Below are 24,198 nucleotides of genomic sequence, written 5' to 3'. Positions count from 1 at the left end.
CGCTCACCACAGGAATTCCGCGATCCGGCTGCGCAGCCCGGCCGCGTCCAGGCCGTGCGCCCGGGCGTGGTCCTGCCAGGTGCCGTAGCGGCGGATCTCGCCGCGGCCGACACCCAGGTGCAGCGCGCGGTGCGGGACACCGCCGAGCGCCTCGGCGACCTGCCGGGCCGAGGTGCCCGCGAGGTACGGCTCGACCATGACGAGCTCGCCGTCGACCAGGAGCCGCAACCCCTCGGCGTCCAACGGCCGGGGCGTGTTCGTGTACGCGACCGTGACGTCCAGGTCGCGGGTCGCCTCCAGCACCGGGTCGAGCATCGGACCGACCGCGACCACCAGCGGACCGCCCCGGCGGATCACCCGCAACCGGCTCCCATCCGGGTAGGCCTGGCTGTTCTCCTGCTCGGTGAGGCGCACGTAGACCCGGTCGTCGTGCCCGGCCGCCGCCCGCAGCAGGGCCGCCACCTCGTCGCTGTGCCCCGGCACGTACACGGTCCAGCCCTCGAGCGTGTCCAGCAGTTCCACGTCGCCCGGCGACTGGTGGGTGTAGCCCTCGGCCGAGCCGTCGTAGGAGGCGCCGATGCTGACCAGCACCGCGCCCACGTCCTGGTGGCCCATATCCAGCTTGATCTGCTCGTAGGCCCGGTCGACCAGGAACGGCGCGTAGGAGTGCACGAACGGCCGGAGCCCGGTCAGCGCGAGCCCACCGGCCACGCCGGTCATCAGCTGCTCGCGGATCCCGACGTTCAGCACCCGGTCCGGGTGCCGGCGCATCGCCGGGGCGAACGCGTCGGCGGAGATGTCGGCCAGCACCACCGCGGTCCGCGGGTCCTCGGCCAGCAGCTCGGTGGTCGTGTCGACGAAGGTCTGCCGCATCATCGGTTGCTCCACTTCGGTTCGACCGCGGCCACGACCAGGTTGGGCCGGTCGTGGTGGCGCTTGGCCAGGGCGTACTCGATCTGCTCGCGATCCCGGCCGTTGACCATCGCGGTCACCCATCCGGGAAAACGGGCGGCGATGCCACCCGGCCAGCCGTGCGTGGCCGACTGGTTGTCGATCACGATGGCGGTCAGCGGAAGGCGGGTGGCCGCGGCGTACGCGATGGCCTCGTGGTTTGATCCTTCGTCCAGCTCGGCGTCGCCGAGCAGGACGAACGTGCGGGCTTTTTCGCCCTGTGCGCGCAGGCCGAGGGCTACGCCCACGGCGAGACCCAGGCCATGGCCGAGTGATCCCGTGCCGACTTCGACCCCGGGGATGCGTACGCGGTCCGGGTGATGACCGAGCGGGCTGTCCCAGCCGCCCAGGTCGTCGAGCCAGTCGGCCGGGAAGAAGCCCTTCGCGGCGAGTACGGCGTAGTAGGCGGCCGGTCCGTGGCCCTTGGAGAGCAGGAAGCGGTCGCGGTCCGGGGCGTCGGCGGTCTCCGGGGTGAGCCGCAGAATCCGGTCGTAGAGGACCCAGAGCACGTCGAGCGTGGAGTGCGAACTGGCGTCGTGTTTCTCGTCACCCGTCAGCCGGCGGATCAGCGGCCGGAGCGGGTCGGTGGGCAGTGCGGTGAGTGTCATGGGGATAGGCTGCAACTTGAAGTTCACTTCAACTCAAGGGCTTGGCATGGAGACGCTTCCGATCGGAGACTTCGCGGCGCGCAGCGGAGTGGCGCCGTCGGCCCTGCGCTACTACGAGCGCGAGGGCCTGATCCGATCCACCCGCACCACCGGTAACCAGCGGCGATACCTACGCTCGGAACTGCGGCGGGTGGCCTTCATCAAGATCGCGCAGCAGGTCGGCGTGTCCCTTGAGGAGATTCGCGACGCACTGGCCGAACTGCCGGAGAACCGCACGCCGACCAAGGCCGACTGGGCGCGGCTGTCGGCCCACTGGCGGCGCAAGCTGGAGGAGCGGATCGCCATCATGGAGCGCTTGCGCGACCAGCTGACCGGCTGCATCGGTTGCGGCTGCCTGTCCCTGCAGCGATGCAACCTGATCAACCCGGCGGACCGACTCGCGGCGCGCGGCTCGGGACCGCAGATGATCATCAACCCACCGTCGTAGCTCCGGCAGCCGTTTGGATGATCAACTTCTCGGTCGTACGCCGTACGCTGCGCGGGTGTTGAAAGCATTTCTCGCCGTGGCCGTTGCTCTCGGTGGAACGGCCGCGGTCCTGCCCGCGACGACCGCGTCCGCCGTTACCCCGAAGGCCAGCTCCTCGAAGGTGCTGCCGATCGGGGCCTTCAACGAGATAGTCGCCGACGGTGCACACAAGCACCTGTTCATCAGCGACCGGACCGACGGGAAACTGCTGGTCACCGACTACGCGGGCGCCACGGTGGCGCTGCTCGACGTGCCCTCCTCGGCCGGGCTGCTGGTCAACGGCGACCGGCTCTACGTGGCCGCGCCGGCGTCCTCGTCGATCATCGTCTACGACACCGCGACGCTGGCTCCGGTGGCCGCGTACGCGTTGGCTGGTCAGCCGGACCGGCTCGCCTACGCGGCCGGCAAGATCTGGTTCTCGTACGGCGCGGGCGACCTCGGATCGATCGACCTGGCCGCCGCGGAGGTCGTGTACCTCACCGCCGAGTCGGGCGACTGGACGAACATCTACGACCTGTCGGGTGCCGCCGACCGGCTGGTGGTCGCCGGTAAGGCGGCCGGCTCCAATGAGGTGGCGGTTCTCGACGCCACCGGCGAGGCGCCCGACGTGCTGGCCGAGCGCACCTTCACCAACCGGCTGGGCCTCGACACCGCGCTGACGCCGGACGGCAGCGGCGTGGTCGTGGTCCCGTCGGAGTTCTCGGAGGTGCCGGCCGTCCAGCTCCGGACCTCGGACCTCACCCAAACCGCCGGCTACGCCGTCGGCTCCCTGCCCAAGGGGGTGGCGGTCGCCGCCGACGGCACGGTCGTGATCGGCGATCCGTTCGGCGCGGACCCCTCCGGTCTCGACTACTTCCCGGCCGGCGGCGCCGTCCGCCGGGTGGGCCTGTACAACGGCCTGACCGGCGGGGACCAGATAGCCGGGTTCGCGCTCGAACCGGGCGGCACGCGGGCGTTCGGCATCGTGGCGAACGTCGTCGGTACGCCGGTCATCTCGCTGCAGGTCTTCGACCAGCCGGCCAAGACGACCCTGAAGGGCTCGATCACGGTCGAGTCGAACCCGGTCCTGGCCGGCTCCAGCTATGCCGTCATGGTGGACTTCTCGACCGAGGCCGCCATCGGGCGCCCGGTGGAGATCGTCCGCTCCGATGGACTGCGGGTCGGGCCGACCACCATCCCCGACGGCGTTTTCCAGTTCACCGACAAGGCGCCGGCCGCCGCCGGAACGCTGACGTACAGGCTGACCGTGCCGGCCGATGCCGACATCAACGCCTTCACGTCGTCCGCGACGGTCAGCGTGGTTACGCCCCGGACGACGACGCTGACGCTGGACCACCAGGGTGCGGTCTACAACTACGGCACGACCGTCACGTTCACCGTCCACCTCGGCAGCTCGTACACCAACCGGACTGTCGCGATCTACGCCGACCCCTTCGGTGCGGACCAGGGCAAGCGGCTGCTGGTCTCGAAAAAGGCCGACGCCAAGGGCAACGTGACCGTGGCGCTCCGGCTGACCCGCAACACCGTCGTCAGCGCGGCATTCACCGGCGACGCGTGGACCAAGCCGGCGTCGGCCGCGGTGACCGTGTACACCCGGGTGAGCGTGTCGACCGCGGTCAGCAAGTACTACAAGAAGAGCGGCTCGACCTACATCTTCCACAAGACGACCAACCCGGTGCTGACCACCACGATGACCGCTTTTCCGAAGCGAAAGCAGTACCTGACGGTCGAGTACTACTCGGGCGGCAAGTGGCGGGTCGCGAAGGCCGGTTACTACACCATGGCGGTCACTTTCACCGGCACCCACAAGATCGGCGTGAAGTACCGGGTGCGGGCGGCCTACGTCGGGGGCAAGTCGGGCGACACCATCAACGCCACGACGTACGGCGCCTACCGCTACTTCACCTTCACCAAGTAGCCGATCAGCGGGCAGCTCGGGCCGGGGTGCGGGTGGTCGTCGGCCTGCTGCCGGCCGAGGCCAGAAGAGCCAGCTTCTCGGCGTTGGCGGACCCGGCGTCGGGGTGATAAACCACGAGCATCAGGCCGTCCGCGCCGCCGATGCTCAGCCGTTCCCGGTTGAGGATGAGCTCCCCGACCTGCGGGTGCTGGAGCCGAATCGGCGTCCCGGTCTGCGCACGCACCTCATGGCGGGCCCAGAGCCGGCGGAATCGATCGCTCGCCAGCGAAAGCTCGCCGGTGAGCTCGATGAAACGGGGATCGTCGATGTCGGTGCCCACCGCCTGCCGCAGGCTCGCGACATAGCACTCGGTGATCTTCTCCCACTCCGGGTGCAGCGCCTGCTGCTCCGGATTCAGGAACAGGTCTCGGAGCTGATTGCCGCCCTCGGCGAAGCCCGGCGAGAGAGCCTTGGCCAGGCCGTTCGAGGCGAGGATGTCGAAATACCGCCCCTCGATGAAAGCGGGCTGGGTGAGCGAGTCCAGGAGCTTGAGCGCACCGGCCGGAACGACCTCCTTGCGCGGCCGGCGCCGGCGCTTCCGGGGCGCGGGCGCGACCAGGGTCAGCAGGTAGGCCAGATGTTCGTCGTCGAGCTGCAGCACCCGGGCGATGGACTCGAGCACCTGCACCGACGGGTTGCGATCGCGGCCCCGCTCCAGGCGGAGGTAATAGTCGGCGCTCAGGCCGGCGAGCATCGCGACCTCCTCGCGCCGCAGGCCGGGCACCCGCCGCACACCCACATCCGGGATGCCGACCTGCTGCGGCGGCACCAGCGCCCGCCGCGCCCGCAGAAACTCGCCGAGTTCGTTCGACTTCTCGCTCACCGATCCACGGTAACGCCAGGCCAGACCGGGAAAGGGGGTCCTGCCACACCCCCGGCTGCGGAGGGCTCTGGGACGGCTGCACCGCCGTGCCTAGCGTCGCTTCCCGTGACCATCACAACCACGTCAACCAAGGCCCCGACCACCTCGTGGGCCGCCGTCCTCTCCCTGAGCCTGGGCATCTTCGCCATCGTCATGTCGGAGTTCCTGCCCGCCAGCCTGCTCCCACGCATCGCCGACGACCTGGAGGTGTCGGCCGGCGTAGCGGGCCAGGCGGTCAGCGTGACCGCGTTCGCCGCCGCCATCTCGGCACTCCTCATCGCGGTGGTCCTGCCCCGGGCCGACCGGCGGCGGGTCAAGATCGGCCTTACCCTGCTCGCCGTCACCTCCAACCTGATCGTCGCGCTGGCCCCGAACCTCTACGTACTCCTGGCCGCACGTCTCCTGCTGGGCGTCGCGCTCGGCGGATTCTGGGCGATGGCGACCGCGATGGCCGCACACCTGGTGCCCGCCCACCACCTCGGCCGCGCCCTGACGGTGATCAACTCCGGGGTCGCGGTGGCCACGGTCGCGGCCGTCCCGCTCGGCGCCTGGCTGGGCGACGTGTGGGGGTGGCGGGCGGTGTTCGTGCTCGGAGCCGGGGTTGCGGTGATCGCCCTGATCGTGCAGGCGGCGACCCTGCCCAGCGTCACGCCGACCGGGGCGAGCGGTCTGCGGGCACTCGGATCGGTGCTGCGCTCCGGCGTCGTACTGGCCGGGTTGTTGGCGATCCTGCTGGTCTTCAGCGGCCACTTCAGCGGTTTCACCTACATCCGGCCGGCCGCGGAGAGCATGTCCGGCATCGACGCCGGCGGCTTCGCCGCCTTGCTGCTCGTCTTCGGCGTCGCGAATTTCCTCGGCACGGCGGTGGCCGGCCCGCTTGCTGACCGTACGCCGCGGGTCGGGGTGTTCCTGTTCCCGGCGGTGCTGGGGCTCGGAATGCTCGCTATGCACCTCACCGGCGGTTCTCTTGTCGGGCTGTTCCTCGCCACCGTGCTGTGGGGTTTCGGCTTCGGCGGCGTGCCGACAACGGTGCTGAGCTGGGGCGCCCGCACCGAGCCGACCCGGCTGGAGCAGATCGGCGGGGTGATCGTGACGGTTTGCAATGTCGCGATCGCCATCGGCGCGATCGTCGGCGGTGTCCTGGTCGACGAGGTCGCGGCCACCATGCCGCTACTGGTCGGCGGCATCGCCGCGATCGCCGGCGCGGCCTTGCTCACGAGCCTGCGCCAGCGGGGTTGATTCGACCGGTTCCGGGAGCTCTCCGCTAGCGCGAATTCCTTAAACCGGACAACACAAACATACGGAACCTCAGGTACGAAACCGTCATAAGCCCTATTCTCGAAGTACACGAGAAGGGGGCTAGATGACCAGTCCGGGCTTGAGCCCGCCCAAACCGGCTGATGCTGCCACCACGAGGAGGACGCGGGTGCCGGTGGTGTCCACTGTCCTCACCGCAGTCGGCACGGCAGTCGTCACGGCGGTCTTGTCTGCCGTCGTTCCTCAGGTGGAAGCGGCAACGCGCTCAGCGGTCAACTATGTCATCGGCGGGGATCGGCCCTGCGGCAGCGGAACAGCGCGTCATGCCGAAGATCTGGCAAGGCGCGATGTAGTGCCTACGTCGGTCCATCGCGACCAGGTGGTCCGGATCTTCGCTCCGGATGCTGCCGGATGTCATGCGATCTTGGCGTCGCGCGAGCCGAATCGGACTTTCACCATCCACGGTGAGTGCACCAATTCGTCGGGCGTACCGGGGGACTTCCGGTGCAAGCTGCAACCGTCCAAGTTGTGCAAGGCGGACGGGAAAGCACCGAAATTGACCATATGGATGAGCATCTTCGCCGTCGACAACGAGGGCCTGCAGCGGTTGGTCTCCAGCGAGATCCTCGGTGCCGAGGTGCCCGCCGGTATGGCCGGCTACGAGCGCTTCAAGAAAATCGTCGGGGAGGACAGGATCGTCCACTCCGAGGAAGCCGCCCCGACCGCGGTGGAGGAAGCAGTCGAACCCTGTCCTGACCTTTAGGTAGGAATGGGCGGACTTCCGGCCAACTACTGTCGAACCCCGTCCGGCTGCGTACGCGCAGTCCGGCGGGGTTCTTGCTGTTCAAGGGTTGTGCGGAGGGCGTGGGATTCGAACCCACGATGAGTTTCCCCATACCGGTTTTCAAGACCGGCGCCATCGGCCACTAGGCGAGCCCTCCCGTGCTGCGCTCCCAGTTTGCCAGACCGGATCACGGCGGTTGGCAGGCCCTCTTAACCGAAACTTGTATTAAGAGTCTTAACAGGGTACTGAGCTGCGGAAACAGCCTGATTCTGGTGACGCTTGCTGGTTGACAAGGCATCGACCTAGGTGTTTATTGTTCACCGACCTTACCAATCCCGGCCACGGCCCCCACCACGGCAAGGGAGTCCCCAACATGTCCATCCCCATCCCCCGAAGAAGGACGCTGATCGTTGCGGCGTCCGCGACGGTTCTTGCGGCGGCCATCGTGGTCACGGCGCCGCAGGCCTTCGCGGCCGGTGAGACGGTCAACGTCTTCCTCACCACTACCAGTGACAGCGGTGGTCGCACCGTCACCCGCGGGCTGCAGCAACAGACCCCCATCTCGTTCGCCGGCAGCAGCGGCAGTGCCAACCAGACCGTCACCGTCAACGAGAACACCACCTACCAGCCGTTCGAGGGCGCCGGCGCGTCGATGACCGACACCGCTGCCTTCGACATCAAGGGGTCCGGAGCTCTCTCCGCGGCCACCCAGAGCGACGTCATGACCAAGCTGTTCAGTAACTCCGGCGGCATCGGCGTCAGTGCTGTGCGTAACGTCATCGGGTCGTCGGACCTCGCGCAGAACAGCTACTCGTACGACACGACCTGTTGCGACGTGAACGACTTCTCGCTGTCGCGGGACGCCGACATCATGGCGTTGACCAAGCAGGCGTACGCCCTGAATCCGTCTATGTTCGTCATGGGGTCGCCCTGGTCGGCGCCGACGTGGATGAAGGACAACAACGCGTACAGCCAGGGCTATCTGCAGTCGCAGTACTACGCGGCCTACGCACAGTATTTCGTCAAGTACATCCAGGGGTACCAGGCCCAGGGCGTGCCGATCCGGTACGTGACCGAGCAGAACGAGCCGGGGTGCTGCGCCGGCTACCCGTCGATGCAGTGGACCACCTCCGGGCTGCAGTACTTCGCCAAGACGAATCTGCTGCCGGCGCTGCAGAACGCGGGGCTCAGCACCAAGCTGCTGGTCGGTGACTGGAACTTCGACACCTACGACGCCTGGGTGGCGCCGCTGCTCGCGGACACCGCGATCCGTAACCACCCGAACTTCGGCGGCATCGCGTGGCACGACTACGCCGGGTCACCGTCGACGGCGACCACCGTGCACAACCAGTACCCGTCGGTCAACGCCTACATGACCGAGCACTCGGGTGGCACCTGGGTCGGCAACCAGCACGCCGACGACATGGGCGACCTGATCGACTACTTCCGCAACTGGGGTCGTAGCTGGACCAAGTGGTCGCTCGCGGTGGACGAGGCGATGGGGCCGCACAACGGCGGTTGCGGTACGTGCACCGGCCTGGTGACCGTGCACCGCAACGACAGCCGTCGCGGTCAGGTCGACTACACCATCGAGTACTACACGATGGGTCACCTCACCAAGTTCGTGAAGCCGGGTGCGGTGCGGATCGACTCGAGTGCCAACTCGACCGTCCCCAACGTCGCCTTCAAGAACAGCGACGGGTCGAAGGCGCTGATCGCCTACAACACCAGTGGCAGCGCCCAGACCGTCAAGGTCAACTGGGGTAACCAGTCCTTCACGTACTCCCTGCCGACCAAGACGTCGGCGACGTTCACGTGGAGCGGCACCCCGGGCAGCGGGGGTGGTGGCACCGGTACCGGCAAGACCGGCGCGATCACCGGTCTCGGCGGTAAGTGCCTCGACGTCACCGGCGGCTCGACCGCCAACGGCAACCAGCCCCAGCTGTGGGACTGCGTCTCGGGCAGCACCAACCAGCAGTGGACGGTCGGTGCCGACGGCACGGTCAAGGGCCTCGGCAAGTGCCTCGACGTGGCGAACAACTCCACGTCGGACGGTGCCGCCGTGCACCTGTGGGACTGCATCTCCACCGTCGCTTCGCAGAAGTGGACCGCCTCCGGCGGCACCCTGGTCAACTCCGCGTCGGGCAAGTGCCTCGACGTAAAGGACAACAACTCCGCAAACGGGGCCAAGCTGCAGATCTGGAGCTGCACCGGCGCCGCCAACCAGAAGTGGCAGGTTCCGGCATGAAGCGGGTTCTGATTGCGATCGCCAGCGCGGCAGTCGTCGCGACCATGGGCATCGTCGGCATCACCAGCGCCTCGGCGGCCTCGGCCGGCACGCTGGTCAGTGGACTCAACAGTAAGTGTCTCGACGTGACCGGCGGCTCCACCACGAACGGCAACCAGCCGCAGCTGTGGGACTGCGTGTCGGGCAGCGCGAACCAGGTGTGGACGCTCGCCGACAACGGCTCGGTGCAGGGTCGCGGCAAGTGCCTGGACGTGGCGAACAACTCGACCGCGGACGGCGGGGTCGTGCACCTCTGGGACTGCTACGACACGGTGGCGAGCCAGAAGTGGACGCTCTCGAACGGCGCTCTGGTCAACACCGCGTCGGGCAAGTGCCTCGACGTCAAGGACAAGAACACCGCCAACGGCGCAAAACTGCAGATCTGGACGTGTACGGGTACGTCGAACCAGAAGTGGACCTTCGGTGGGACCACCACTCCGCCGACCACGACGCCCCCCACCACGACACCGCCGTCCACCGGTGGCCCGGGTATCAAGGCGGTCGCGCCGTATTACTACACCGGCTGGGGCAACCCGCCGAACCTGACCACGGTCACCCAGACCACCGGTGTCAAGTGGTTCACCATGGCGTTCATGCTGAACAGCGGCAACTGCGACCCCAAGTGGGACGGCAGCCGGGCGCTGACCGGCGGTGCCGACCAGACCGCGATCAACACGATCCGGGCCAACGGCGGTGACGTCGTCATCTCCTTCGGCGGCGCGGCCGGACCGTGGCTGGAGCACACCTGCACGAGTGCGGCGGCGCTGGCCGCGGCGTACCAGAAGGTCATCAACGCGTACGGGCTCAAGGCGATCGACATCGACATCGAGGGCACCCCGTACAACACGGCGGCCGACCAGCAGAAGACGGTCGACGCGCTGAAGACCATCAAGGCCAACAACCCCGGCATCACCACCTACATCACGCTGGGTAGCTACACGACCGGGCCGGACGCCTCGCTGATCAACCGGGCGGCCGCGGCCGGTCTGGTGGTCGACGGCTGGGGCATCATGACCTTCGACTGGGGCAGCACCGGCAACAACCAGGGCGCTCTGACCATCCAGGCGGCGGACGGGCTGAAGAACCGGCTCAAGACGGCGTACGGCTGGTCGGACGCGGAGGCCTACAAGCACGTCGGCATCTCGTCGATGAACGGCATCACCGACGAGAACGCGGTGGTCACCCTCGCCGACATGCAGACCATCACGGCGTACGCGCAACAGCACACCATCGCCCGGCTCACGTTCTGGTCGCTGAACCGGGACCGGCAGTGCTCGGGCGGATACCCGAATGACGACACGTGCAGTGGCGTGTCCCAGTCGGCGTACCAGTTCACGAAGATCATCGGCGCCTACAAGGGCTGATCTTCCCTAGGACAGAAGGCTCGCGAGCAGCGGTGGGCGCTGCTCGCGGGCCTTCTCGTTTTCTGTCGCACCTCTCGGGCAAGCTAACGGCATGCGCGCGATCGTGATCGAAGACAAGCAGCTGGTCCTGCGGGATGTGCCCGACCCGGTGGCCGGCGACGGCGAGGTGGTCGTCGACGTGACCGCGGCCGGCGTCAACCGGGCCGACGTCTCCCAGCGACAGGGCTTCTATCCGCCCCCACCCGGCGCCTCGGAATACCCGGGCCTCGAGTGCGCCGGCGTGATCAGCGCGGTCGGTTCGGGCGTCACCGGCCGGCACGTGGGCGAGCGGGTGTCCGCCCTGCTGGCCGGCGGTGGCTATGCGGAAAAGGTGGCGATCCCGGCGGGTCAGCTGCTGCCGGTGCCGACCGGCCTGTCCTTGCAGGAGTCGGCCGCGCTGCCCGAGGTCGCGTGCACGGTGTGGTCCAACGTCGTCGACCGGGACCGCCTGCGCAAGGGCGAGACTCTCCTGGTGCACGGGGGTGGCAGCGGCATCGGCACGTTCGCGGTGCAGCTGGGCAAGGCGCTGGGGGCGACGGTGATCGCGACCGCCCGGGCCGGCAAGCACGACCGGCTGCGTGCGCTCGGCGCCGACCTGGTCGTCGACTACACCACCGACGACTTCGTCGAGGCCACAAAGGACTTCACCGATGGCGGCGGCGCCGACGTCGTGCTCGACATCGTGGGCGCGAGTTATCTGAGCCGCAACATCGAGGTTCTCGCGCCGAACGGGCGGATCACCGTGATCGGCTTCCAGGGCGGCCGCAAGGCCGAGCTCGACCTGACCCAGCTGATGTCCAAGCGCGGCTCGATCTCGTCGACGTCGCTGCGCGCCCGCCCGACCGCCGACAAGGCCCGCATCGTGGCCGGTGTGCGGCGCGAGGTGTGGCCGCTGGTCGAGGCCGGCGCCATCAGGCCGATCATCGATCGGACGCTGCCGCTGTCCGCGGCGGCCGAGGCGCACGACCTCATGGAGTCGAGCGACCACCTCGGCAAGATCCTGCTACTGCCGTAGCGAAACGTAGCACTTTCGAGTGTATTGGTAGGTCGTTTATGCGGGGATAGGTCCGCTTCGCGGCGAGTCGACACGGCGCGGCCGCCGGCAGTGCTCAGCATGGTGGCCGCGACCCGGGTGGTGAGCCGGGGTTCGGGGTCGCATTCTGCCGTCGAGCCCGGTTCGGGAGCACCCGTGACCGACATGATCACTGCGGCGGACGAAGCGCGACCGGTGAGATGGCCCTGGATCGCCGCGACTGTGCTGGCGGTGGTCGCGCTCGGGTCGGGCGCCTACGCGGCCGTCCGGGACGGTGGCGAGGGCGAAGCCGCCGTGCCGCAGGCCGCTCCGGCGTCGAGCGGTTCCGCCGGGGCTGCGGCCGGCCGGGTCGAGGAGGCGCAGTCGGCCCGGGTCGGCGCGGACGGCGCCTTCATCGTCTCGGTGGTCGGCCTGAGATGCGGCCTCCGGACGGTCGGCCCGGCTGAGCTGCGGCAGTCGGCGAAGGGTGAGTTCTGCCTGGTCAACGTGGCTATCGAGAACGCCGGTCGGGAGCCCCGGCTGCTGGACGGCAGCGCACAGCGTGCCGTCGACACCCACGGGCGAGCCTACGCGATCGACGATCGGGCCGCGGCTTTCCTGAACGAACGGGTGCCGTCGCTGCTCGACGAGATCCCGGCGGCCACCACCGTACGCGGCGTTCTGCCCTTCGAAGTTCCGGCCGGGACGCGATTGTCCGCGCTGATGGTGCACGAGTCCGCGCAGAGCCCCGGTGCGCGAATCCCGCTGAACTGAGACATCCGACACGCCCGACATCGGGGCAATTTCGGAAATCGAAGTGTGGCTATCGAGAGCCTAAAAACGATTCTTTTCCTCGATTGGGCGAGGTTGATTGTGTGAATTCCCCCGCGAAGCATTCCCGTTGTGTGCTGGCATGGTCCACGGAAATGACGAGTTGTCCGGGTTCCCAATTGCCGCCCATCGTCGGTCGGTACGGGTGCGGCTTGACGTTATAGCCGTACTCATGGGATTCGCGCGAGTGCCCCGGGCCGATATCGGAGGCAACGCTGCACCGTCCGTCCGCGAGCCGGGCACTGACCGCCGGCGCTATTGCGCTGGCCGTGGTCACCCCGGCCCTAGAGCCCGTCGAGCAGGCTGTCGCCCTACCGGCGGCACCGGCGGCCGTCCCGGTCAGTGACGACCGGGTACGCCCCGAATCAGCCCATATCGACTCCGAGTCCGCTTTCACCGCGCGGGCGGTGCTGGCCCAGCGTGCCTCGCGCTCCCCGATCCGGCGGGCGGCGATCCGCCCGTACGGGATAGCGATTCGCCCGTCCGGGGCCCGGCCCGGCGTCACCCCCGCCGCCCGCCGCCCCGCCCGTCCCGCCGCTCGCCCTGCCGCCCGCAGCGCGCGAGCATCCACCGAGACCCCGCACGAGGTTCGCAAAACCACCCGCAGCGTGCGGGTGCGAGCCGCGCGCACGACGCGGACCAGGGTGGTTACCCGGTCGGTCACCCGGCAGTCGGCGACACCACGCCGACACCGGGTGATGCGGCTGGGCAACATGACCGCCGTGGTCGCGTACGCCAAATCGCAGGTCGGCCGGCGCTACGTCAGCGGCGGTGAGGGAGCGGCCGGTTTCGACTGCTCCGGGCTCACCAAGCAGGCGTACGCGCGGGCCGGCATCCGCCTTCCGCACTCGTCCGGAGGCCAGGCCGCCCGGGCCCGGCGCATCTCCCGCAGTCAGGCCCGCGCCGGCGACCTGGTGGTCGGGCGTGGCCATGTGGGTATCTACATGGGCAACGGGATGATGATCGACGCGGGTAACCACCGAACCGGAGTGGTGTACCGCAAGCTCTATTCGGGGCTGAGCGTGGAGCGCCTGTAAATCGGTTCGCCGGAACGGAACGAGCGGCGACAATCGCATTCATGCTTGTCGACAATTGGCCGCTGTTCGGTCTGGTCCTGCGCACCCCGCGGCTCGAATTACGGTTGCCCGATCTCGCCCGGCTCGCCGAGCTGGGCGAGATCGCGGCCGCCGGAGTGCACGATCCGGCGGTGCAGCCGTTCGCCGCGGAATGGACCGATGGTCCGCCGGAGAAGGTCGCCCGCAGCGTCCTCCAGTGGCAGTGGGGCACCTGGGCCGCGTGGCGGCCGGACGATTGGTCGCTCGGGCTGGTTGCGATCGCCGAGGGCCGGGTCGTGGGCACCCAGAGCGTCGACGCCACGAAGTTCGCGGGCCGGCGTGAGGTCGGCACCGGCTCCTGGATCGGCCGCGGCGATCACGGCCGGGGCTACGGCACCGAGATGCGCGCGGCCGTGCTGGAGCTGGCCTTCGCCGGTCTGGACGCGCAGTTCGCCACGTCCGAGGCGTTCGAGGACAACCACGCCTCGTACGCGGTCTCCCGCAAGCTCGGCTACACCGACGACGGCATCAGCCGGCACCTGATCCGCGGCGTACCCGTCATCGGCCGCCGCCTGCGCCTGGACCGCGCCACCTGGCAGGCGGCCCGCAGCGTCCCGGTGGAGATCGAGGGCCTGGACGCCTGCCGGGAGATGTTCACCGGCTAGACAGCGTCAGGCGTACGGTCGTGCCGACGCCCGGCTCGCTGGACAGGTGCACGCTGCCGTGGTGGGCCTCGATGATCGATTTGACGATCGCGAGGCCGAGACCGGGCCCCTGCACGGCCATCAGATCGGCCGACGCGCAGCGGTAGAACCGGTCGAACACGTGCGGCAGATCCTCGCTGGAGATACCGACCCCGTTGTCCGTGATGGTCATTTCCGGCTCGCCGTCCCCGGTCGCGGCCACGATGATCTCACCGCCCTCACCGGTGAACTTGATGGCGTTCACGACCAGGTGGTTGAGGGCCTGGGTGAGGCGTTTCGGGTCGCCCCGGGCCGGCACCGGCCCCTGCGTGCGGTCGCCCAGCCGCACGTTCTTGTGCTCGGCCAGCACCCGGCATCCGGTGGTCACCTGGTGGGTGAGGTCGGCCAGGTCCAGCTCGGTGATGTCGAGCTCCATCGCCTCGTCGGTCAGCCGGGCCACCAGCAGCAGTTCGTCGATGAGCCGCAGCAACCGATCGGAGTTGCGGGCCATGACGGAGAGGAACCGGTGCGACGTCTCGCCGTCGAAGTCCCCTTCGAGCAGCATTTCCAGATAGCCGCGAATGGTGGACAGCGGCGTCCGCAGCTCGTGACTCACGGTGGCCAGGAACGAATCCTTCATCCGGTCCAACTGCCGCATCCGGTCGGCGATCTCGCCGGCGTGCCGGGCGTACCGGCGCAGTTCCAGCTGCACCGTGGCGTGCCGGGCCAGGCTGCGCAGGGCCCGGCGCTGCGCGTCGGTCAGCTCCCGGGGCTGCATGTCGACCACGCAGACCGTACCGACCGAATAGGTGCCGTCCAGCACGACCGGGGCACCGGCATAAAACCGCAAACCACTCCGCACGTACGGGTTGTCGGCGAACCGGTTGTCCTCGGTCGCGTCCGGCACCTCGAGCAGATCGTGGCCGGTGATGGCGTGCGCGCAGAAGGAGAGATCCCGCGGCACCTCGGCGATGGCCGGCTCATCGACGGGCACCGGGGCTCTCACTCCCAAATGCTCGCATTTCGGATGGTTCGTCACGACGCATTCCGGATACAGCAGTCGGCACCCGCCCCGTGGGCGAGTGCCGACTTGCTGGTCCCCGGGGATCGCACCGGCGACCGATCACAACCAGGCGCGGGGATCTCGGCCGCACGCACCCGATCTGATGTCGGACAGAAGCATCACCCGATCCCCTCTTACCGCCCCACACCACCTGTGCGTTTCCCCGATCGGGTGACGGTGCGCCGCAACGGGGCCGCAAGCTCGGCGTCATCTCGGCCGGTTAATCTCGCTCGGAGAGGGAATGCAGAGAAGGTTTATCCATCTCGCCGGAGGACATGACCATGAGTCTCGACCGCGCCGTAGCCCCGGATCCGTACGACATCCTGCCCCCGGTCCCGTCCTTCACGGTGACCAGCACGGACGTCACGGATGGGCAGCCGCTCGACGATTTGTTCGCACACACCAGCGTGGGCGGAAAGAACCTGTCGCCCCAGCTCGCCTGGTCCGGCTTCCCCGCCGAGACCCGCGGCTTCGTGGTCACCTGCTTCGACCCGGACGCGCCGACCGGCAGCGGCTTCTGGCACTGGGTGCTGGTCAATCTCCCGGCGAGCGTCACCGAGCTGGAGCGGGGCATCGAGCAGCTGCCCGAGGGCGCGTTCTGCGTCCGCAGCGACTACGGCGACAACAACTACGGCGGCGCCGCGCCGCCGCCCGGCGACCGCCCCCACCGGTACGTCTTCGCGGTGCACGCGATCGACGTGGACGCGCTCGAGGTCGGGCCGGACGCCTCCCCGGCGTACGTCGGCTTCAACCTCGCCTTCCACACCCTGGCTCGGGCCACCATCCGCCCGACCTTCCAGGTCCGCGGCTGACCTTCACCGCCCAGCAAAAAGCCGCCGGGCCGGCCCGGCGGCTTTTCTTTGTCCCGTTGCGTACGTCAGGCGGAGGTGCGCGCCACCACGAAGACCGACTGGCCGAACGGCGGCTTCACGATCGACTCGGCGGCCTTGGTCACCGGCAGCACGACCGAGTCGTACACCTTGACCATCGGGCCCTCCTTGGGCGCCAGCTTGAAGATGCTGGTCGCGCCGTAGTAGCCGATCAGGCCGAGCGCGTTGGCGTAGTGCAGTTTCTCGATCTCGAGGCCGGCCTCGCTCATCGCGGCTCGCATCGACTTCTTCGTGTACCGCCGGATGTGGCCGGTGGCGATGTCGACCTGGCTCATCGCGAACATGAACGCGGGCACGATCAGGATGATCCGGCCGCCGGGGCGGACCAGCTCGGCCATGCTGCGCAGCGCGCCGACATGGTCCTCGATGTGCTCCAGCACGTTGTACGACACCGCGGCGCTGTACTCACCCGCGGCGTCGGCGGCCGGCAGCAGCATCTGCCGAACGTCGATGTTCGGGTAGTCGGCCATGCGCTCCTTGAGCAGCACGAGCCGGTCGGGGTCGGCTTCGGTCGCCGTGAACCGCGGAAGGTGCTCAGCCCACTCGATGGCGTAGTCGCCGAGACCGCTGCCGATCTCGATCGGGTTGTCGCCGAGGTAGGGGAGAGCGAGCTCGACGAACCACCGACGGTGGTTCACGGCCGTGGCGAGGCCCTCGAGCACTTCGGACTGGATCCGCTGGTCTCCAGTGATGTCTGCCATAAGTAAGGTTCCCTCGTCTTGCCGATCGAAGCTGACAGCGGGACCGAACGAGTTAACCATCCGGCGCGCCGAACCGAAAGTTGAGCCGCCTCCGGCCACCCATTATTTGCCTGATTGAGACATAGCCGTGCCGGGTACCGTACTTCGTTGCGGTCCATGCGCCGCTGGCTGCGGATACCCGGAATACACCGTTCATATCGGCTCGATCACGCCTCGGCCGCTCGACACAACACTGTTACCAACCTCGGTTAGGCTCGCCGATGCTATGACGATTACCGGTATTGACTCGACAGGCCAGTCGGCCGGCGGGAACGTTCTGCCGCCGCGTCAAGTGACCGACACCGAGGACTTGGACGCGGAGCTACGTGCCCTCGACGCGGGCGTCGAGACGGCTGCGCCGGTCTCCGTCCTTCCGGATGTCGAAGCCGCCCCTGAGCAGGAACAGGAGCCGGTTGCCCCGCGCCGCCGGCCGCGTTGGCTCAACTGGCGGGACGTTCTTGCGATAGCGACATTCATCGCTGTAGCCCTCTACCTGACGTCACCGTTGTGGCTCAATCTTGATCATGAGTCGCTCGACGATCCACAGGATCAGGCATTCTTTGAGTGGATGCTGGCGCACGGCGCACGAGTGTTCACCGACGGCGTCTATCCGTTCTTCTCCGATCGCATGAATTACCCCGATGGGGTGAACATGATGGCCAACACCTCGGTGTTGGCCGTTTCCTTGCCGATGGCTCCGGTGACTCTGCTGTTCGGCCCGCACGTGGCGTACAACGCATTTCTCACGCTGGCTTTGGCGCTCACCGGCATCTCGTGGTATTTCGTTCTTTCCCGCCAGTTCGTCAGTTCTCGGCTGGCCGCCTGGGTGGGTGCGCTTTTCTGCACCTTCGCGCCGAGCATGGTGTCGCACGCCGGCGGTCATCCGAACATCGTCTCGCAATTCCTGGTCCCGCTGATCATTTGGCGGACGCTGCGGTTGCGAGAGTCCGGGCGGGCCCTGCGGAACGGGCTCATCCTCGCCGTCCTGCTGATCTGGCAGGCCTTCATCAACCTCGAGATCCTCTTCATGACCGCGGTCGGCCTCGGCTTCTTCTGCGCGGTCATGGCGGTCGTCCGGCGTAAGCGCCACCCCGGTGAGGTGCGCGGATTCGTGCGCGGCCTGCTCGTGGCCGGCTCGGTCACGCTGGCGGTGCTGGCCTATCCGCTGTCGGTTCAGTTCTTCGGACCGCAGAGCTATCACGGCCTGCCGCAGTTCGTCCGGAACTTCGGAGCTGATCTCGGTTCGTTCACGTCGTATTCGAGTCGCTCGCTCGCCGGAAACTCCGTCCTGGCCGAGCGACTCTCCCAGAATGCGCAGGAGGAGAACGCATTCTTCGGCTGGGGACTGGTCATTCTGTTCTTCGGTCTGATCGTCTGGATGCGGCGCTCCGCGGCGGTCGTGACCATCGGTGCGGTGGCACTTCTCTTCGGGGCGATGTCACTCGGTCCGCGAATTTTCCTCAACGGGATCAACACTGGCGTTCCGGGCATCTGGGCAGTTCTGCACAGCGTTCCGGTGCTCAACTCGGCCGTGCCGACCCGATGGGCCATGGCCATTGCCCCGGCCGTCGGCATCCTGCTCGCCCTGGGCGTGCAACGCGCCACCGAGCTCGTCAAGGCGCAGCCGTCCGCTCGCGGCCCGGTCCGGGTGGCGATGATCACGGCGGTGGCGATGGCGCTGGTGCCGCTCGTGCCGACCCCGCTGGCCACCAAGCAGATGGTGACCACGCCCGCGTTCGTCACCTCCGGCGCCTGGAAGCAGTACGTCGACGACAACCACACCGTGGTGACCCTGCCGCTGCCCGACTCGAGCTACCCCGACCCGCTGCGGTGGAGTGCCCTCACCGGGCAGGACATGCGGATCGCCGGGGCGTACGCGTTGCTGCCCAACCAGAACCCGCTGAACCCGAGCGACCGCACCGCGATCTTCTCGCCCCCGTGGCGGCCCACCAGCGGCCTCATCGCCTCGATCCGGCAGGGCAACCCGATCCCCGAGATCACCGACACCCGTCGCGAGATGACCCTCGCCGACCTGCGGTACTGGAAGGCCGGCGTGGTCATGCTGACCCCGCAGGTCCGCGACGTCGAGATGCTGCGCGCCATGATCGACCTGCTGGGCTTCGAGCCCACCTGGACCGGCGGCGCCTGGATCTGGGACGTCCGCAGCCTGGTCGACGACCCGAACGCGGTTCTCACCGGCCCCGACATCGGCTGAGCGGGGCGGTCGCCAGACCGCCCCCTCCCGGTTTCCTCGCGGCCGCTACGGCCGGGCCGCTGCTGGTCCTGGCCCGCTTCGTCAAGGTCTCGGGCGCCCCGCTCATGACCGTCCTGCTGGTGATGCTTCTGCTTCGGCATCTACGCGGGCGGGGTGTCCTGCTTCTTCGCGCGGCGGTCGTTCAGGAACCTGGTGAGGCGGTAGACCTCGCCGGTCAGTAGCAACGCGAGTGCCGGTAGGAACAGGTAGACCCATGGGCCGCGGAGGGAGTTCCCGGCGCCGAGCAGGGTCAGCCCGGCACCCTGCGCCAGCACCCAGCGGGCAGGCAGGCCGGCGGCGTCGGGCTCGCCGCGGCGCAGCAGGTCTATGCCGCGCCACAGGCTCATGGCACCGATCGTCAATAGGAGCCATCCGCCGGCCCTGACCAGCCGGTCGTCGATCATGCCGGAACATTAGCCGGGGCCGCGTCTCCACGCAGCCCCGGCTTCTCCGGTTCGGTGAGGGGAACGATCACTCCTTGGCGGTCACCGATGCCGGGACGCAGGTCTTCACGCCGAGCAGGCCGAGCACCGATCCGGTCAGGCCGCACAGGGTCGGGGCGAGGTTCAACGGCTCGTCGCCCAGCAGCGACATGTCGGTGGACTGTCCGGAAAGGAAGTTCGTCGAGCCCGAGTTCACCGCGAAGACCTGGGCCACGCTCGCGGCCGGGGCCCAGATGGCGTCGCCGCTCTGGGTGGCCAGCGCCCCGCACACACCCGCGGCGTGGAACGACACCACCGATCCGGCGACGGTGCAGACGGCCGGCGTCAGACTGACGAAGGTTACCGGCAGGCCCGATGATGCCGTCGCCGACAACGACCGCGCGCCGTCCGACAGCTGCACGTCGGCCGGCCGCGGAAACGTGATCACCTGGCCGGCGGCCGCCGCCGGGATCACCACCGGGGCCACCGCTGGAACTGCTGCCTGGGCCACCGCTGGGATCACCGCCGGAACAACGGCCGGAATCACTGCCGGGGCCATGGCCGTGGTGACCGGCACTTCTGCCGCCGTGACCGCCGGGGTGGTCGCCGGAACGGTGGCGACTGGGACCTCTGCCGTGGTCACTGCCGGGGTGGTGGCTGGGGCCACCGCCGTGCTTACTGCCGGGCTGGTGGCTGGGATCTCCGCCGTGGTCGCTGCCGGGGTGGTGGCCGGGACTTCTGCGGTCGTCACTGCCGGGGCCATGGCGGTGGTGACCGGCACTTCTGCCGCGGTCACTGCCGGGGTGGTGACTGGCACCTCGGCCGGAGTGACTGTCGGGATCTCCGCCGGGGCGGTCGCTGCGGCGGCCGGGACCTCCGCCGCAGTAGCAGTAGGGACCTCCGCCGCGGTAACAACCGGGGTCTCGGCCGGGACGACGGCTGGGATGACACCTGGGGTTCCCGCGGTAGTCGCAGCGATGTCGACCGCGGGGGCAGCGGCCGGGACGTCCGCTGATGCCTGGTTAGTCGATGACGCATCGTCCGACGACGGTGATGCCGACGACTGGGCGGGCACGCCATCGGACGGCCGAGTAACCGCGCCACCGGACGGCCGGGTAGCCGCGTCTCCGGACGGGCGGTTGGGCACGCCAGCGGACGGGCGGGTGGCCGCGTCTCCGGAAGGTCGGGTGGCGGCGTCACCGGATGGGCGGGTGGGTTGGGTTGCTTGGCCGGCTCGCGTCACGGTGAGGGTGGGGCCGTCGCTCGGTGGGAGGCCGTTTGCGACCGCGCGGACGCCGCTCAACGATGCGCCCCTGAGTCGATAGGTCCCGGCGGTAACCGATGTCACCGGCACCGACACCCGGCAGCTGGTGACGCCGATGGCTAGCCGGCCGCCGGACAGCTGCACCGCCGAGTCGCCGGAGTCGGCTGTGAGGTGGCCGCCGCAGTCGCTGGTCGCCGTTCCGGAGATGGCCAGCCCGGCCGGCAGCTCGAGCCGGTAGGCCACGCCGCTCAGCGCACCGTGGGCGCCCGGCCGGGTGATGTCGAGCTGGAGGTAGGCCGCGGTCTGTGCGCGGACCCGCGGCGGGGAGAACTCCGCGGTGACCACCGGCACGCTGATCCGCACCTGCGGCGTGCCGGTCATGTCGAGGCCGACCGTGCCGCCCGCCGGCACCAGGCTCGATCCGCCTGCGCCGCCGCCGTACGCGCCGCCTCCTCCTCCGCCGTACCAGCCGCCCCCGCCCCCGCCGCCGCCGTACCAGCCGCCACCTCCGCCGCCGCCGTTGTTCTGGTCGGTTCGGTGTCCGCCGGTGCCGCCTGCGCCGAACGTGCCGGGGGTGCCGTCGACCGCCCGTTCGCCGTCGCACGGATCGGTGCCGCCGGTGCCGCCCGCGCTCAGCGCGCCGGGCTTGGCCGCCGCCGGGGAACCGCACCTGTTCCGGGATCCGGCGTGCCCGGCGTCGCCGCCCGCGGCCTGGCCGCCGCCTCCGCCGCCGGCTGCCACCACGATCCGCGAGCCGAGGTCGGTGGCGTCGGCTCGGATGTCGGAGGCGCCGCCTCCGCCGGCGGCGAGTTCGCCGTTGGCCCGGCCGCCGCCGTTGAAACCGCCGGCCAGCGCCCGGTCGGTGGACGGGCCTGGACCGTTGCCACCGACGAAGACGTGCAGGGTGCTGCCGGGCGTGACGGGCAGGGGTCCGTCCACGACGGCACCGCGGCCGCCGGGCTTGGGTCCGTTGCCGCCGCTACCGCCGACGACGTGGACGTAGACCGTCGTGACGCCGGGCGGAACCTGGTAGGAGTACGGGCCGCCCGGAGTCGCGAAGACCCGGCTGCCGGGGGTGACGGAGGTGGGCCGGCCGGCCGTGGCCGGCGTTCCGAACGCGACCCCGGCGACCGCGGCACCGATCGCCGCGGCGCCCAGCCGCATCCTCCGGCCGCGCCGGTCGTCTCGACGTAGGTCCCGCATCCCTGATTCCCACCATCCCGGCATCGCTGTCCGTAACCATCAGACTAAACGCGAAAGGGATCAAGGAGACACGAACCACGAAACAGGCATAATACGGCGTAGGGCCCCGGATGTTGACAAATGCCGATCGACAAGCCGTCGACCGTGGTCCAACCTTCGCTCGAAGGGTGCAGGTGCCAACATCCGGGGTTAACCAATTCTCCCGACAAACCTCGCGTATCGGACACAGGCAAACGTCCTGACTAGAAGTGACGAAAGACCGGAAGATCTGGCAAATACGGCCAATTCCCGTGAAGGGTCCGCGCGGCGGCGGCGCCTGTCCTAAGATCCGCGCGGGCCGGCCAGAGCGAGGGAGATCCCGGTCAGGATGATGGCGGTGAAGCCGGTCCAGAAACCCCAGGTGACGCCGATGTTCAGGCCGTCGCTGACGTACGCGTTCAGGTCGTCCCGCTGCATCCAGGCCGCCGCCAGTGAACCGGCCGGGTCCGGGTCCGGCCCGGTGTTGAGCTGGATCGTCGGCGCCGACAGCCACTCCTCGGAGGCGTCGCGCTGGTCGAGGGTGAGGAACACCGAGAAGGCGACCGCGGCCAGCAGCACTCCCCAGACCGGCCACGCGACCCGGCCCCGGATGAGCCGCCAGGTCAGCCACACCGCGGCCGCGCCGAACGCGATCAGCACGGCGGCGGACCACCGGGACGACATCTGCCAGGCCGAACCGAAATAGGTCTCGACGTGGGTGCCGCTCGCGTCGCGCACCTGCACGCCGACCGCCCACCAGGGAAGGAAGGCGCTGGCCAGAACCAGTAGGCCGGAGACCGTCACGGCGCCCTCGCGCCAACCCAACCCCATACCGGGACCTTAGGCAAAAATTACCTGGGTAATGGAGCGGTTAGCTATGCGGGACCGAAAGGGGAGGCACATGCGCAAGACGACACTGGGCAGCGGCGGGCCCGAGGTGGGCGTCATCGGGCTGGGCTGCATGGGCATGACGCACGCCTACGACATGGCCGCCGAGCGGGACGACGCGACCTCGATCGCGGTCATCCACGAGGCGATCGACCTCGGGATGACGCTGATCGACACGGCCGACGTCTACGGGCCGCACACCAACGAGGAGCTGGTCGGCCAGGCCCTGGCCACTGGCGGCTACCGCGAGCGGGCCGTGCTGGCCACCAAGGTCGGCCTGGTCAGCGCGCAGGGCGGCGCGCCGAGCAAGAATTCGCCGGGCGCGGTCAAGAACGGCAGACCGGAATACATCCGTACGTCGATCGACGACAGCCTGCGGCGTTTGCGGACCGATCACGTCGACCTCTACCAGCTGCACCGGGTCGACGACGAGGTGCCGATCGAGGAGTCCTGGGGTGCGATGGCCGAGGCTGTGGCGGCCGGAAAGGCCCGGGCGATCGGGCTGTCCGAGGTGAGCGTCGAGGAGATCAAGCGGGCGCAGGCCGTGCACCCGGTGGCCTCGGTGCAGTCGGAGCTGTCGCTGTGGACGCGGGACGCGCTGGCCGAGGTGGTGCCGTACTGCGAGCAGCAGGGTATCGCGTTCCTGCCGTTCTCGCCGCTCGGCCGGGGCTTCCTGGCCGGGCGCTTCGCGTCCCTGGACGACGTGCCGGAGGACGACTTCCGCCGGCGGCTGCCGCGCTTCCAGGAGGAGGCGCTCGCCGCTAACCAGGCGATCGTCGAACGGGTGCGGGCGATCGCGGAACGGCTCGGGGTCACCCCGGCCCGGGTGGCGCTGGCCTGGGTGCTGGCGCAGGGTCAGTACGTGATCCCGATCCCGGGCACGAAGACCCCGAAGTACCTGGCCGACAACGCGGGCGCCGCCGACCTGACGCTGCGCGACGCGGACCTGGGCGAACTGGACGCTCTGCCCGACCCGGCGGGCACCCGGTACTGATTTTCTGCTCGGCCGCCGGGCCCGCCCGGCGGCCGAGCACCGGGGGTGACCCACGACGGCGCCGGGCCGGTAATCCGGGACTTTCGACGCCCGTACGTTTAATTCTTGATGCAGCAGCCGCTGCAAACCTTGGGCTTGGGCAGGGTGAAGGCCAGGCAGCAGGTTTTGCGTTGGACGTCGAGCTGGCCGTTGGAGTCGGTGACCAATTCGGTGAGGTCCTCGACGCCGAGGGCTCGGTGGAGGATG

Annotated in this window: 21 protein-coding genes and 1 tRNA gene; 13 read left to right on the top strand and 9 right to left on the bottom strand. The window is 69.0% G+C overall.

Annotated features, from left to right (window positions below; translation table 11 throughout):
• Positions 1 to 3: 3 nt before the first annotated feature.
• Together Ato02nite_RS48265 and Ato02nite_RS48260 are read right to left on the bottom strand one after the other, a co-directional pair.
• The gene (locus Ato02nite_RS48265; RefSeq protein ID WP_213013490.1) at positions 4 to 873 is read right to left on the bottom strand and encodes a transketolase family protein; all 870 of its coding nucleotides are present in this window, start codon (positions 871 to 873) and stop codon (positions 4 to 6) included.
• Entirely contained in the window at positions 873 to 1,559 is a 687-nt protein-coding gene (locus Ato02nite_RS48260; RefSeq protein WP_213013477.1) for a thiamine pyrophosphate-binding protein, read from the bottom strand. The genes Ato02nite_RS48265 and Ato02nite_RS48260 overlap by 1 nt, the downstream gene beginning before the upstream one ends.
• A 46-nt stretch (positions 1,560 to 1,605) precedes the next feature.
• Here Ato02nite_RS48260 and soxR point away from each other — a divergent pair, with 46 nt between their 5' ends.
• Positions 1,606 to 2,046: a redox-sensitive transcriptional activator SoxR gene (soxR, locus tag Ato02nite_RS48255; RefSeq protein ID WP_213013476.1), complete on the top strand. Its 441-nt coding sequence runs from the start codon at positions 1,606 to 1,608 to the stop codon at positions 2,044 to 2,046.
• A 55-nt stretch (positions 2,047 to 2,101) separates the two neighbouring features.
• Complete coding sequence (locus tag Ato02nite_RS48250) at positions 2,102 to 4,003, top strand: NHL repeat-containing protein (RefSeq protein WP_213013475.1); 1,902 nt, start codon at positions 2,102 to 2,104, stop codon at positions 4,001 to 4,003.
• A gap of 4 nt (positions 4,004 to 4,007) precedes the next feature.
• On the opposite strand, the gene Ato02nite_RS48245 is transcribed toward Ato02nite_RS48250, so the two are convergent.
• Positions 4,008 to 4,865 carry a helix-turn-helix domain-containing protein gene (locus tag Ato02nite_RS48245; protein WP_213013474.1) on the bottom strand — a complete coding sequence of 286 codons (858 nt, stop codon included), beginning with the start codon at positions 4,863 to 4,865 and terminating at the stop codon, positions 4,008 to 4,010.
• Between the two features lie 105 nt (positions 4,866 to 4,970).
• On the opposite strand from Ato02nite_RS48245, the gene Ato02nite_RS48240 reads away from it, so the two are divergent.
• Together Ato02nite_RS48240 and Ato02nite_RS48235 are read left to right on the top strand one after the other, a co-directional pair.
• A complete protein-coding gene (locus Ato02nite_RS48240; RefSeq protein WP_213013473.1) occupies positions 4,971 to 6,143 on the top strand; it encodes an MFS transporter in 1,173 nt (390 codons plus the stop codon).
• A 187-nt stretch (positions 6,144 to 6,330) separates the two neighbouring features.
• Positions 6,331 to 6,924, top strand: coding sequence for a hypothetical protein (locus Ato02nite_RS48235; RefSeq protein WP_213013472.1), 594 nt, complete (start codon positions 6,331 to 6,333; stop codon positions 6,922 to 6,924).
• A gap of 93 nt (positions 6,925 to 7,017) precedes the next feature.
• Here the strand turns inward: Ato02nite_RS48235 and Ato02nite_RS48230 are convergent.
• Positions 7,018 to 7,102: transfer RNA gene (locus tag Ato02nite_RS48230), tRNA-Ser, on the bottom strand.
• A 216-nt stretch (positions 7,103 to 7,318) separates the two neighbouring features.
• Here Ato02nite_RS48230 and Ato02nite_RS48225 point away from each other — a divergent pair.
• From Ato02nite_RS48225 to Ato02nite_RS48200, 6 genes are all read left to right on the top strand, one after another.
• The gene (locus Ato02nite_RS48225; protein ID WP_246608198.1) at positions 7,319 to 9,193 is read left to right on the top strand and encodes a ricin-type beta-trefoil lectin domain protein; all 1,875 of its coding nucleotides are present in this window, start codon (positions 7,319 to 7,321) and stop codon (positions 9,191 to 9,193) included.
• Positions 9,190 to 10,596 carry a ricin-type beta-trefoil lectin domain protein gene (locus Ato02nite_RS48220; RefSeq protein ID WP_213013471.1) on the top strand — a complete coding sequence of 469 codons (1,407 nt, stop codon included), beginning with the start codon at positions 9,190 to 9,192 and terminating at the stop codon, positions 10,594 to 10,596. Before Ato02nite_RS48225 ends, Ato02nite_RS48220 begins: the two co-directional genes overlap by 4 nt.
• 91 nt (positions 10,597 to 10,687) lie before the next feature.
• The gene (locus tag Ato02nite_RS48215) at positions 10,688 to 11,650 is read left to right on the top strand and encodes an NAD(P)H-quinone oxidoreductase (protein WP_213013470.1); all 963 of its coding nucleotides are present in this window, start codon (positions 10,688 to 10,690) and stop codon (positions 11,648 to 11,650) included.
• Positions 11,651 to 11,863: 213 nt separating this feature from the next.
• Positions 11,864 to 12,421 carry a DUF4352 domain-containing protein gene (locus Ato02nite_RS48210; RefSeq protein WP_213013469.1) on the top strand — a complete coding sequence of 186 codons (558 nt, stop codon included), beginning with the start codon at positions 11,864 to 11,866 and terminating at the stop codon, positions 12,419 to 12,421.
• Between the two features lie 326 nt (positions 12,422 to 12,747).
• On the top strand, positions 12,748 to 13,515 hold the full coding sequence (locus Ato02nite_RS52350; protein WP_246608197.1) for a C40 family peptidase: 768 nt from the start codon (positions 12,748 to 12,750) through the stop codon (positions 13,513 to 13,515).
• A gap of 41 nt (positions 13,516 to 13,556) precedes the next feature.
• A complete protein-coding gene (locus Ato02nite_RS48200) occupies positions 13,557 to 14,198 on the top strand; it encodes a GNAT family N-acetyltransferase (protein ID WP_213013468.1) in 642 nt (213 codons plus the stop codon).
• Here Ato02nite_RS48200 and Ato02nite_RS48195 read toward each other — a convergent pair.
• Positions 14,188 to 15,210: a GAF domain-containing sensor histidine kinase gene (locus Ato02nite_RS48195; RefSeq protein ID WP_246608196.1), complete on the bottom strand. Its 1,023-nt coding sequence runs from the start codon at positions 15,208 to 15,210 to the stop codon at positions 14,188 to 14,190. The two genes, Ato02nite_RS48200 and Ato02nite_RS48195, sit on opposite strands and share 11 nt — an antisense overlap.
• 350 nt (positions 15,211 to 15,560) lie before the next feature.
• Between Ato02nite_RS48195 and Ato02nite_RS48190 the strand changes: the two genes are divergently transcribed.
• Positions 15,561 to 16,091 (top strand): YbhB/YbcL family Raf kinase inhibitor-like protein, encoded by a 531-nt coding sequence (locus tag Ato02nite_RS48190; RefSeq protein ID WP_213013467.1) that lies wholly within the window; start codon positions 15,561 to 15,563, stop codon positions 16,089 to 16,091.
• 65 nt (positions 16,092 to 16,156) lie between these two features.
• Here Ato02nite_RS48190 and Ato02nite_RS48185 read toward each other — a convergent pair whose 3' ends face one another.
• Positions 16,157 to 16,870: a class I SAM-dependent methyltransferase gene (locus Ato02nite_RS48185; RefSeq protein ID WP_213013466.1), complete on the bottom strand. Its 714-nt coding sequence runs from the start codon at positions 16,868 to 16,870 to the stop codon at positions 16,157 to 16,159.
• Between the two features lie 265 nt (positions 16,871 to 17,135).
• Here Ato02nite_RS48185 and Ato02nite_RS48180 point away from each other — a divergent pair, with 265 nt between their 5' ends.
• Complete coding sequence (locus tag Ato02nite_RS48180) at positions 17,136 to 19,124, top strand: DUF6311 domain-containing protein (RefSeq protein ID WP_213013465.1); 1,989 nt, start codon at positions 17,136 to 17,138, stop codon at positions 19,122 to 19,124.
• A 140-nt stretch (positions 19,125 to 19,264) separates the two neighbouring features.
• Here the strand turns inward: Ato02nite_RS48180 and Ato02nite_RS48175 are convergent, their stop codons facing one another.
• From Ato02nite_RS48175 to Ato02nite_RS48165, 3 genes are all read right to left on the bottom strand, one after another.
• Positions 19,265 to 19,567: a hypothetical protein gene (locus Ato02nite_RS48175; RefSeq protein WP_213013464.1), complete on the bottom strand. Its 303-nt coding sequence runs from the start codon at positions 19,565 to 19,567 to the stop codon at positions 19,265 to 19,267.
• 67 nt (positions 19,568 to 19,634) lie between these two features.
• Positions 19,635 to 22,052, bottom strand: coding sequence for a glycine rich domain-containing protein (locus Ato02nite_RS52775; protein ID WP_213013463.1), 2,418 nt, complete (start codon positions 22,050 to 22,052; stop codon positions 19,635 to 19,637).
• Between the two features lie 321 nt (positions 22,053 to 22,373).
• Positions 22,374 to 22,901 carry a hypothetical protein gene (locus tag Ato02nite_RS48165; protein WP_213013462.1) on the bottom strand — a complete coding sequence of 176 codons (528 nt, stop codon included), beginning with the start codon at positions 22,899 to 22,901 and terminating at the stop codon, positions 22,374 to 22,376.
• A 70-nt stretch (positions 22,902 to 22,971) separates the two neighbouring features.
• Here Ato02nite_RS48165 and Ato02nite_RS48160 point away from each other — a divergent pair, with 70 nt between their 5' ends.
• Entirely contained in the window at positions 22,972 to 23,952 is a 981-nt protein-coding gene (locus Ato02nite_RS48160; protein ID WP_213013461.1) for an aldo/keto reductase, read from the top strand.
• Positions 23,953 to 24,198: the final 246 nt, after the last annotated feature.

This window comes from Paractinoplanes toevensis, from assembly GCF_018332695.1.
GTDB classification, from domain to species: domain Bacteria; phylum Actinomycetota; class Actinomycetes; order Mycobacteriales; family Micromonosporaceae; genus Actinoplanes; species Actinoplanes toevensis.
Note: the sequence above shows the minus strand (reverse complement) of the source record. Positions and strands in the feature narration are given on the sequence as shown.